The following is a 10,119-nucleotide window of genomic DNA, read 5'->3' as shown; positions in this document are numbered from 1 at the left end:
AAGCCGGGTGACCGGCCTCTCACTGACCACCAGCGTCGGACCGTAGCCCCTACCGCGCGAGCGGTTTAGTCCTCCGGCCATTTGCGGTCGTTGGTCTTCAGTGCTTAAACGGACCCTCACGTGTCCGCTTCCAGTTTCATAACCGACGTATTAGGCCGATTGAGTGTTCGCGCGACCTGTCGAAGAGATGATCTGCAGACGTCTCAAGCAACGCGTGCACTTCTAACGCAAGTAAGCGAAGACACCCAGCGCGGTTATCACGGTAACGGCCCCGCCGATCCGCGTCGCGATCTGCGCGAACGGCATCAACTCCATTCGGTTGGCGGCTGTCAGGATCGCGACATCACCGGTGCCGCCGAGTCCACTATGCGTTGCATTCACAATCGCCGCTTCCACGGGATACATCCCTACCATCCGTCCAACGAAGAATCCGGTCGAAGTCAGCGCGAGCACCGTCGACACGGCGGTCACGATATTGATCCAGTGAAACGCGGTGACGATTTCACCCCACGGCGTCATCGCGACGCTGATGGCGAACATCAGCGGATAGGTGACTGCCGTCGAGAAGAATCCATACATGAAGCGCGCGCCGCCCCGCACTCGCGGCGACACCACTTGAAATAGCTGCGCGGCTACCACGAGCACGAGCATGACGACCGGAGCCGGCCAGCCGAACAGTTGATGGCTCAGCACACCGAGCAGATAGAGCGCGATCGCCGTCGCGCCCGCTGCGGCGACCGAACTCACATCGAATTCGAACGAGGGCGCGGCGGGCTGGCCGGCGCCGTCATCCGATCCGGCGATGGTGAGTTGGCCATTCCCAGTTAGTCTGGGCTTGCGCGTGCCGAGGTAACTCAGCAAACCCGCGCAGCAGATTGCAGCGATGTTGCCGAGCATCACGGCCGAGAGCACTTGCGCAAAGAGCGGTCCCTGCTCGACGCCCAGAATCTGCGCATAGCCCGCGGATAGCGGCAGCGCGCCCTCGCCGACACCGCCCGCCATGATGGGCACGACGACGAAGAAAAGCGCGTGCTTTGCCGGCATGCCGAGCGCGACGCCGACGCCGGTCCCCACTATCGCCGCGACGACCGAGCCGCTCGCAACGGGAATGAAGATGCGCACGAAGCCCTTGATCAACGTGCGCCGGTCCATGCTAAGCACGCTGCCGACGATGATCGCCGCGATGAAGAGATAGAGGAAGTTCGAACTCTTCGTGAAGTCGGTGACCGCCTTGACGACCGGCGCGGGCATCAGTTTGTAGTAGACGAGCATCGACGGAATGAACGCAGCGAAAATCGATGTCGCGCCGATGTGGCGAATCCACGGAATGCGCTTCGCGAGTTCCGCGCACGTAAAGCCGCCGACCGCCACCAGTGCGATACCGGTAGGCAGGTCCGATGCGAGCTTGCCCTTTAGCGTCATTGCTGCGAGCACGGCCAGCAGCGCAAAAAACACCGGTACGGGCAACGCGCCAATGCGCGTGTCGAACACGCCCCACCAGCGCTCCGTAAGAGATTTCGGATGGGCCTGTGCCGCGGCTCGTTGTGTCGTCGCCGATTCCATACGTCTGTCCCCGTTCGATTTGTTTGAGGCGTGTCGGTCAGACGAGGAGCAACAGCGCGACGCCGTAGACCACCGTGCCGAGCAGGAAGGTCATCACGGTGAAGCCAAGTACGCGCTGCACGCCGATGCCCGCCATCGCCACCACCGGCGCGGCCCAGAACGGCTGCATCATGTTCGATACCTGTTCGCCCATTGCGACCGCCATGGTCGTCGCGGGCACCGATGCATGCAGGGCGACGGCGGCCGGAACGACGAACGGACCCTGCACGGCCCAGTGACCGCCGCCGCTTGGAATGAAGAACGTCACGATCAGCGAACACATGTAGCTCCAGAAGGGCAAGGTGTGCGCGTTCGAGATCGCGATGAAGAAGTGCGAGATCACATCCGGCAAGCCAGTTGCGTCCATCATGCCCATGATGCCGCCATAGAGCGGGTATTGAAGCATCATCGAGCCAGTTTGCCTGGCCGCGTTCTTCACGGCATCAGCATAAGCAAGCGGGTAGCCATGCAGGATCACGCCCGCGATGAACATGATGAAAATCACGGCATTCACGCCGGAAAACGCCATATGCTGAACCTGTGCAAGCACGATGAACGCAATGCCCGCCGCGCCGATGAACGCGCTGCCGAGCCATGAATACTCGATCCAGCGCGCGAAACTCAGCTTGCCCTTCGGCTTCGCGCGCACGGGGGCATCGGGGTTCTTCTCGGTATCGAGCACGACGGCGTCTTCATCGCGCGGCTTGAGGAACGCAAGCACGAACGGCATCGCGACCAGCATGACGATCGTCGGCACGAGATTGAAGCTCGTGAACACGGTCGTGCTGAAGGGCAAGACCTGACCGGTCAACTTCTGCACCACGTTCATCGCGCTGCCGGGCGTGGACTGCGCGAGCGCGATCGAACTGGAGATGCCGCTCGCCCACACGACCCAGCCGGAGAAGCCCGCCGCGACGATCCACGCGAAGTCGACGCGCATGCGCTTCGCCACTTCACGCGCGAGCAATGCACTGACGACGAGCCCGAGCCCCCAGTTGCAAAACGACGCGATCGCGACCAGCAAAAAGGTGAGCGTCGCGGCCTGCACCGGCGTGCGCGCGATCGACACCAGCGCCTTGAATATGCGCTGCACAGGTGGCGCATGCGCGAACGCGTGGCCGGTCACGAGAACGAGCGTGATCTGGAAGGCGAACGTGAGAATGTCGAAAAACCCTTTGTACCAGCCACCGACCAGCCGTGCGAACGACGCATGCGGCGCGAAGATCACGGATAGCACCGCGACGATCGCGGTGATGAGGATCGCGAGGACGAAGGGATCGGGAATCGTGCGTTCGAACAGGCTGATCGTCGCTTCGGTAAAGCGCGTCTTGCGTGCGGGCGCGGCTGCGGCTGCGGGTTTCATGCAATGTCTCCGGTATTGGATGGCTCCTACGCGTTCTGTGTGCGTTTGGGCGCTGATGCTTTTAGATGGGGAAATCGTAGAGTTTCGCGGGGTTGTCGACGAGAATGCGCTTGCGCATCGCTTCGTCGCCACTCCATGTGGCGAGCAGGTCGATGAGCGCCGTGTCGTCGGGTTTCCGCGATTCCGTGACGTGCGGCCAGTCGCTGCCCCATACCGTGCGCTCGGGTAGCGCGGCGATAAAGGCGCGGGCGGTTGCGGTCGTATCCGCATACTGGCCTTCGAGACCGACAGCCGAGTCCAGATACGGGCCAGAAAGCTTGACCCACACGCGGCCAGAGTCGGCAAGGCGTCGAACGATCGCGTAGGCCGGATGCGACGTGCCGGCCGGCAGCGGCAGGCGCGCGAGATGATCGAAGACGATGGTCGAGGGAATACGCGCGAGCATCGCTTCATGCTCGACGATCTGTTCCGCCGTCCAGTGCAACTGAACATGCCAGCCGAGTTCAGCGACGCGTTGCGCGAGCGGCTCGACCATATCGAAACGCACGACGGCATGCTCCGGCGTGTAGAGCGTGAAGCGAATCCCGCGAATGCCGCCGTCATGCAGCGCGGCGAGTTCGCTATCCGTGACATCCGGACGCAGCACCGCGACGCCGCGCGCGTGGTCGATGCCGAGTTGGGCGATCGCATCGAGCGTCACGCTGTTATCGGTTTCGTAGACGCGCGGCGTGACGATGACCGTGCGTTGCGTGCCGATGCGTGCCTGCACTTTGCGGTAATCGGCGACCGTCGCGCCTTCGACGAATGCTTGAACCGGACGATCGCCGAGAAAGCGCCGATCGTAGATGTGCATGTGCGAATCGCATGCGTTTGCGGGTAGATGGAACGGCATCGCGTGTCTCCCTACAGCACTGCGCGCGTCGCGCGCAGCGATTCGATCGCGTCGTCGGTCCAGCCGAATTCGCGCAGGAGCGCATCGGAATGCTGGCCGAATGCGGGCGCGGATGCCGGATCGCGTCCGGGCGTCGCGCCGAATCGGATCGGATGCTTGATGCCGCGATAGCTGCCGATGCCCGGATGATCGAAGCGCGTCACCATGTCTTCGGCCACGACTTGCGGATCGTCGAACATGTCTTCGACACCGCGCGCGGCCGCACAGGGCACGGCGTCGCCGAACAGCGCTTCCCATTCGAGCGCCGTACGCGCCTGAAGTGCGGCGTGCAACTGCGGAACGATTTCGTCGCAATGCAGCGCGCGCTTGCGTACCGAGTCGTAGCGCTCGTTCTGCGCGAGCGCTACGAGGCCGGTCTTCTCGCACAACGAGTGCCAGAAGTGCGGCGTGTTGGCGGAAATGTACAGATGACCTTCACGCGTCGGATGGATTCCGGTGATGCCACCCGAGCGCATGTCGCGACCGATGTCCTTCGGTTCGCCCTCGGCCCAGATCATGCGGGCGGACTGCATCGTCAACGCGCTGCGCAAGAGCGACACGCCGACATATTGCCCGGCGCCGCTGCGTTCGCGCTCGAAAAGCGCCGACGACACGCCCGCTGCGACGAGCGCGGCCGCGTAGTAATCGACCACCGATCCGTACAGAATCTCGGGGGGGCCGCCGCGTTTGCCCTGCAACGTGCACATGCCCGTCATCGTTTGCAGCACCTGATCGTAGCCCGCCTTGTCCTTGTTCGGGCCGGTGTCGCCGTAGCCCGTCACCGCGCAATAGATCAGGCGCGGATTGACCTCGCGCAATTGCTCATAGGCGATGCCAAGCCGCGCGGGCACGCTCGGACGGAAGTTGTGGACGAGTACGTCGGCGGCCTCGACGAGACGCATCAGCACCGCGAGGGCCTCCGGCTGCTTGAGGTCAAGTACGAGGCCACGCTTGCCGCGATTCACGCCGAGGAAAGCGCGACTTTCGGCTTCGAGCGTCGACGGATACTTGCGCAGATTGTCGCCCGTCGGGGGTTCGATCTTGATGACGTCGGCACCCTGATCGGCGAGCAGCGTGCATCCGTATGGACCCGCGATATACGCGCTCAGGTCGAGCACGCGCACGCCCGAGAGCGGCCCGCCGCCTGCGGCGCGAGATTGATTGGCCGAAGCTTGCATGAAATTCTCCGTCTGTTCGAGTGGGTCTGCGCGTCTCAGCTTGCGGCGTCCGCGCTCGCAAGTGCGACGCACTGTTCGTCCGTCAGCAAACCGAGCCGCCGTGCCTGGGCGACGAGCACGCGTGCGCGTTCGACGAACGGCGGATCGATCATCCTGCCATCGACCACATAAGCGGCGACGCCCTTCGATTCGGCGTCACGCGCTGCCTCGACGACACGCACCGCATGCGCGATGTCTTCGTCCGACGGGCGAAAGATCTCGTTCGCGAGCGCGATCTGGCTCGGGTGGATGCAACTCTTGCCAAGAAACCCCATTGATCGCGCGAGCTGCGCCTCCGCGCGGAAGCCCGCTTCGTCCTTGATATTGGCAAATGCGGAGTCGTAGGCGAACACGCCGGCCTCTCCCGCCGCGATGCGCAACCCGAACATCGCCTGCTGGACTGCGGCCACGTCGCGGCGTCCGACGCCGAGCGGCTCGAACAGGTCGCCAAGACCCAGTTGCAGCCCGGCCACGCGTTCATGCGCGCCCGCCAGTTCGGCGGCATGACGGAACGCCCTGGGCGATTCGATGTTGAGCAGCAGCTTCACGGGCCGGTCAACGCCATTCGCACGCTCTGCCTGTTCGATTGCGGACGCCGCCGCACGAACCTCATCGACAGTTTCGGGCTTCGGAAGGTTGATGTAGTCCAGCCCGGGCTGAACGACGGCGTTGATGTCGGCGGTGAAATGCCGCGATTCGAGCGCGTTCACGCGAACGATCAGCACTTTTGCATGGCGCCTGAGGTCGCTCGCGCGCAAGAGCTCACGAAGCGCATTGCGCGCCTCTTGCTTGCGTTCGGCGGCGACCGAATCCTCCAGGTCGAAGGACAAGGCGTCGGCGGCGCTCGCGAGCGCCTTGTTGAACAGTTCCGGCCGCGATGCCGGTACGAAGAGTTTGCTTCTCATGTCTCCAGCCTCTCGTTTTATCGCTGGAAACAAGTCTAGGGCCGCCATAGATTTAGATAAACTATCTGCATCTATCTTCAAAGAATAGGTAAATTATCTTTATGGATATCGATTTTCTCGCCAATCTGCTGCTCGTGGTCGATAGCGGGTCGATGGCCGAAGCGGCGCGTCGCATCGGCGTGACGCCGGCGGCCGTCGCCCAACAGATTCAGGCGCTGGAGCGCGAACTGGGCGTCTCGCTTTTCGTGCGCGCCGGACGCACGGTCATCCCGACGGAAGCCGGGCATCGGGTGATCGAAAAGGCGCGCGGACTCGTGCGCGAGTGCTCGGAGCTCAAGGCTTTCGCGCTGGAAGGCGAAGCGGCGGGCGAGTTGCGCATCGGCACGATCACGACGGCGCTACTGAGCCTGTTGCCCGATGTGCTTGCACACTTTGCGGCTGAGTTTCCGCACGCCAAGGTACTGATACGGGCAGGAACGTCGATGGAGTTGTACGAGACGCTGCAGCGCGGTGACCTCGATGTGGCGATTTGCCTTCATCCAGCGTTTGCGCTTCCTAAGGCCTATGACTGGCATCTGTTGCGCGAGGAGCCGATTGTCGTGCTAGCGCCTTTGCGAATGAAGGATCGGGAACCGCACGAATTGCTACGCCGCGAGCCGTTTATTCGCTATGACCGTTCGCTCGGCGGCGGCAAGCAGGCTGATCAATACCTCCGCGCGGCGAAAATCATTCCGCACGAGTTGTTCGAACTGAATTCGCTGATGGCCATCGCGATGATGGTCGACCGTGGGCTCGGGGTGTCGCTCGTCCCTGACATCATCTCGCCTTTGACAGCGGGGCTCGTCATCGCGAGGATGGCACTGCCGAGCAAGACGGAACCGCGGCGCTTCGGTGTGCTTTGGCACAGGTCATCGCCTCGCGCACGTTTAATAAAAGGGCTTCTTGAATGCGCCGAGCATGTACTGGCGTGGGAAGGACATCGCGGGAAACGCTGATGCGGAGCAACCGGCGCTGACTTGTCTCGAATTCAGCGTTCCGGCGACGGCTTTACTCTCGACTGCGGCCGTTGCGTTCACGAAGCTTCGAACGTCAGAAATGGGTCCGACTGCGGAAGTGTTGCAGCGGCCTCGGCGGGCGACTCCGCGTTCCTACTATGAGCATCGGCAACCGGGCCATCAGGCGTCATTCGCCGTGTCTTTCGCTTTGACATTTGACCGGCCGCCCACGCCAAGAGCGGACGTATGGCGACATGACGACAGGCGGCCGGCGGTCCTCTCTTCAGACATCGATCGTAATCCGTGGCCCAACAGATGATGCCGAATCGTCGACTATCGTCATGCGACGTCGAAAGGTGACAGCGACAACGCTCATCAATGCGCCCGCCACAAGATCTATGGCGTGGTGTCCGCCATAAACCGGCGTGGCCGACAGCATCATCATGTTCAGCACGACTAGCGGCACAAATACCCGAGTTTTACGCACGGACCAGCACAGCAGCGCACCGATCACGGTATGCATCGACGGCATGGAAATCAAGCCTTGCATATGAGAGACATCGATAGTTCTCAATGTGCCGGATCGCAGTAGTTCGAATTGCGTCCAAGGGGAAATGTCGGCGTGATATTGCCCCCAGTAATATTTCGCTGCGCCTGTCGTCGGAGCGAGATACGAGACGATGATCGCTACAACCAGAGTCGAAGCCAGTAACTCGACGAGTTCGACGAGTCTTTCGCGCCTGTCGCTCAGGGCGAGAAATGCCATCACAACCAATTGCCCCCAAATCGTACAGTCGTACAGGATGCCAGCAAGGTGCGCATAGTCGGGGTGGCTGGTGAACCATTGGTAATAACCACCCCAATGGAAGCCGAGACTTAAGTCGGCCGCTGCCAGGAACGAATCGGTCAGCGGGTGCGCAGTGCTAGCGACGAGATAAGAAAAGATCATTGCGGCCGTCGAGAATGCCGTCGCAACTGCGTACGCTTCGCACAAGGCGCGTATCATTCTCGAGCGGCGGCAACTCCCGAACACGAGGGGCAGGAAACAGGCGGCGATGAACATCGCTCTGTTCAGCAGGCTTTGCCATTGTATTTGCCATTCGCCATAGACCAGCCAGACGACATCCACGAGTACGATCGTCGTCAACAGCGCCCATGTGAAGCCGAACGTCCGGCCCGACGTGGTGTGATCGAAACTGCTGCGCTGCCATGCCGTTCGGAGGTTTGACTTCATCTTCTCGCTTGTTTTTGTCTCGACTTGATCGCTGGTTTAACGGCTTCTCGTTCAAAGACTTGAATTCGCGAATGGTGCAGTTCAGGGAAGAGGAGGTCTAAAAAAAGACGCTATTGCGGACAGCGAGCGAAGACCGGTGCAAACTGCCGTACATTTGCAAGATAAAGGAATGGCCGACGGCTTGCTCACGGAGTCGATGGGAGATTGACCGTTGTGGCCTGAGAAGCGCCCTCGGACCAACTTGTACCCCGCGACGCAAATGGGTCGTCTTCTGCCTGACGCATTGGAGCCAACGCGGCCATTCACGGATCAGGGGACCCGGTTCATGCGGACAACCGCAAAGGCCGGATAAGACGCGTTCGTCATTCCAACTGTATGGTCCGTTGCAGGACATGGTCAGCGTCTCAACGTTGTCGCACGGCCGCGGAACTCCACGCGCTGGATCGCCGCATTTGCAGCGCCGCTGTCGCGTGACACTGCTGCGGCGCGGATGTAGTAGCCTCCTCTTAATTCACGCGGTGCGCGACCCAGGCGGGACCGTGCCCCACTGAACCACCAGGCATGGCACTGCGCGTCTGTCAAAATAGCGTTCTGCCGTTTCGCTGCCGTGCCGCTGGCAACGTACCACAACTGACCTTCTCGTAAATGCGCATTTTCGGAATAAGCCTTTACGTCATCATCGCCGTGTTCTTTGCGGTGCATGCCGTGCGCACGCAGCAGAACATGTACTGGCTGCTAATCCTGTTTCTCTTCCCTGGCCTTGGCAGTTTGGTTTACTTGTTCGTCATCTACTTGCCCGCCCTACGCCAGTCACGTGGGGCAAGGGCGGCAACGAGGGCGATCTCTCAGCTTGTCGATCCCAACCGAGCGGTGCGCGAAGCGCGCACGAATTTCGATCGCGCGCCAACCGTCGCGCATCGCATGCGGCTGGGTGCAGCGCTCCTCGATACAGGAAATGCCGTCGAAGCCCTAGAGCATTACAGAGCAGCGGCCAGTGGGCCGTTCTCATCCGATCCGGATCTACTTCAAGGGCTGGCACGTGCGCAGTTTGTTAGCGGCGATTTTTCGGCCACACAGGAAACACTGGAAAAACTGTTCGCCGTCAATTCCCTCGCCCGCCAGCAACCCGAGCCTGCACTGCTGTATGCGCGGGCTTTGGCAACGATGGGCGCGCCAGGCACACGCGCCGCGTTCGAGACGGCGCTTAAAAGCGCAAGCGACGCAGCACCCCGTTGCCTGTACGCCGATTGGCTAACGACGCGGCCCGACGATGCCGACCGCCATCGCGCGCGCGAACTTTACGCCGAGATTGTGCACGATGCCAAACATTGGCCACGCCACGCTCGCGAACATAACAGCGAGTGGCTGCAACGGGCCCAGTCCGCCCTAAGCCGATAATCCACGGGCTCTCGTGGAAGAGCAGCAGACTTTGGCTACGGCGTCGGTCCAGCCCGAGGCATATAGCGCCTCGGACGCTCATCTGTCTTCGTTCGATCGAGCCGAGTGCAGGTTAGTTTCTGCCGTTTGAACAGCAGATAAACCTTACCGTCAGAACAACTGCAGATCTTGACATTGCCGTCGCGCGACCGTGCAGTCTCCGCGTACGGCAAAACGTGACGCCTGGCGCGGAGCTACCATGCCGCCTCGTTCGAACCGATCAGAATTTGGCATTCAGCCTGACTATATGACGCATGAAGGGACGACGTGATCGAGAAGACTTCCACCTCGTCTTCCACCACAGCGTCGTTAAATCTACCTGTGCAGCGGCGCAGCCGACTTAGGGCATTCGCATCATGTGTATTAGCCTAGACCGCATCTGACAGGTAGTCGGAGAAGCAAAGGAAGAAAGCGGTTTAATGAGGGATCAGTTTC

8 protein-coding genes are annotated in these 10,119 nt (G+C 61.4%); 2 read left to right on the top strand and 6 right to left on the bottom strand.

Going from position 1 to position 10,119, the window contains the following annotated elements; translation table 11 throughout:
• Window positions 1–222: 222 nt before the first annotated feature.
• The 5 genes from AWB74_RS42600 to AWB74_RS42580 form a co-directional block, all read right to left on the bottom strand.
• Window positions 223–1,563 carry a 2-hydroxycarboxylate transporter family protein gene (locus tag AWB74_RS42600; RefSeq protein ID WP_061152526.1) on the bottom strand — a complete coding sequence of 447 codons (1,341 nt, stop codon included), beginning with the start codon at window positions 1,561–1,563 and terminating at the stop codon, window positions 223–225.
• A 37-nt stretch (window positions 1,564–1,600) separates the two neighbouring features.
• Window positions 1,601–2,965 carry a short-chain fatty acid transporter gene (locus AWB74_RS42595; RefSeq protein ID WP_061152525.1) on the bottom strand — a complete coding sequence of 455 codons (1,365 nt, stop codon included), beginning with the start codon at window positions 2,963–2,965 and terminating at the stop codon, window positions 1,601–1,603.
• Window positions 2,966–3,026: 61 nt separating this feature from the next.
• Window positions 3,027–3,818, bottom strand: coding sequence for an amidohydrolase family protein (locus tag AWB74_RS42590; protein ID WP_327363243.1), 792 nt, complete (start codon window positions 3,816–3,818; stop codon window positions 3,027–3,029).
• Window positions 3,819–3,868: 50 nt separating this feature from the next.
• Window positions 3,869–5,074 carry a CaiB/BaiF CoA transferase family protein gene (locus AWB74_RS42585; protein ID WP_061152527.1) on the bottom strand — a complete coding sequence of 402 codons (1,206 nt, stop codon included), beginning with the start codon at window positions 5,072–5,074 and terminating at the stop codon, window positions 3,869–3,871.
• A gap of 35 nt (window positions 5,075–5,109) precedes the next feature.
• The gene (locus AWB74_RS42580; protein WP_061152523.1) at window positions 5,110–6,018 is read right to left on the bottom strand and encodes an HpcH/HpaI aldolase/citrate lyase family protein; all 909 of its coding nucleotides are present in this window, start codon (window positions 6,016–6,018) and stop codon (window positions 5,110–5,112) included.
• A 101-nt stretch (window positions 6,019–6,119) separates the two neighbouring features.
• On the opposite strand from AWB74_RS42580, the gene AWB74_RS42575 reads away from it, so the two are divergent.
• A complete protein-coding gene (locus AWB74_RS42575; protein ID WP_061152522.1) occupies window positions 6,120–7,013 on the top strand; it encodes a LysR family transcriptional regulator in 894 nt (297 codons plus the stop codon).
• 283 nt (window positions 7,014–7,296) lie between these two features.
• Here AWB74_RS42575 and AWB74_RS42570 read toward each other — a convergent pair whose 3' ends face one another.
• Window positions 7,297–8,247 carry a phosphatase PAP2 family protein gene (locus AWB74_RS42570; protein ID WP_061152521.1) on the bottom strand — a complete coding sequence of 317 codons (951 nt, stop codon included), beginning with the start codon at window positions 8,245–8,247 and terminating at the stop codon, window positions 7,297–7,299.
• Window positions 8,248–8,892: 645 nt separating this feature from the next.
• Here AWB74_RS42570 and AWB74_RS42565 point away from each other — a divergent pair.
• Window positions 8,893–9,645, top strand: a complete 753-nt coding sequence (locus AWB74_RS42565) for a hypothetical protein (RefSeq protein ID WP_061152520.1) — start codon at window positions 8,893–8,895, stop codon at window positions 9,643–9,645.
• Window positions 9,646–10,119 lie beyond the last annotated feature (474 nt).

This window comes from Caballeronia arvi, from assembly GCF_001544695.2.
Lineage (GTDB): Bacteria > Pseudomonadota > Gammaproteobacteria > Burkholderiales > Burkholderiaceae > Caballeronia > Caballeronia arvi.
The sequence above is the reverse complement of the archived record's forward strand: the minus strand, read 5'-3'. Positions and strand labels throughout refer to the sequence as shown.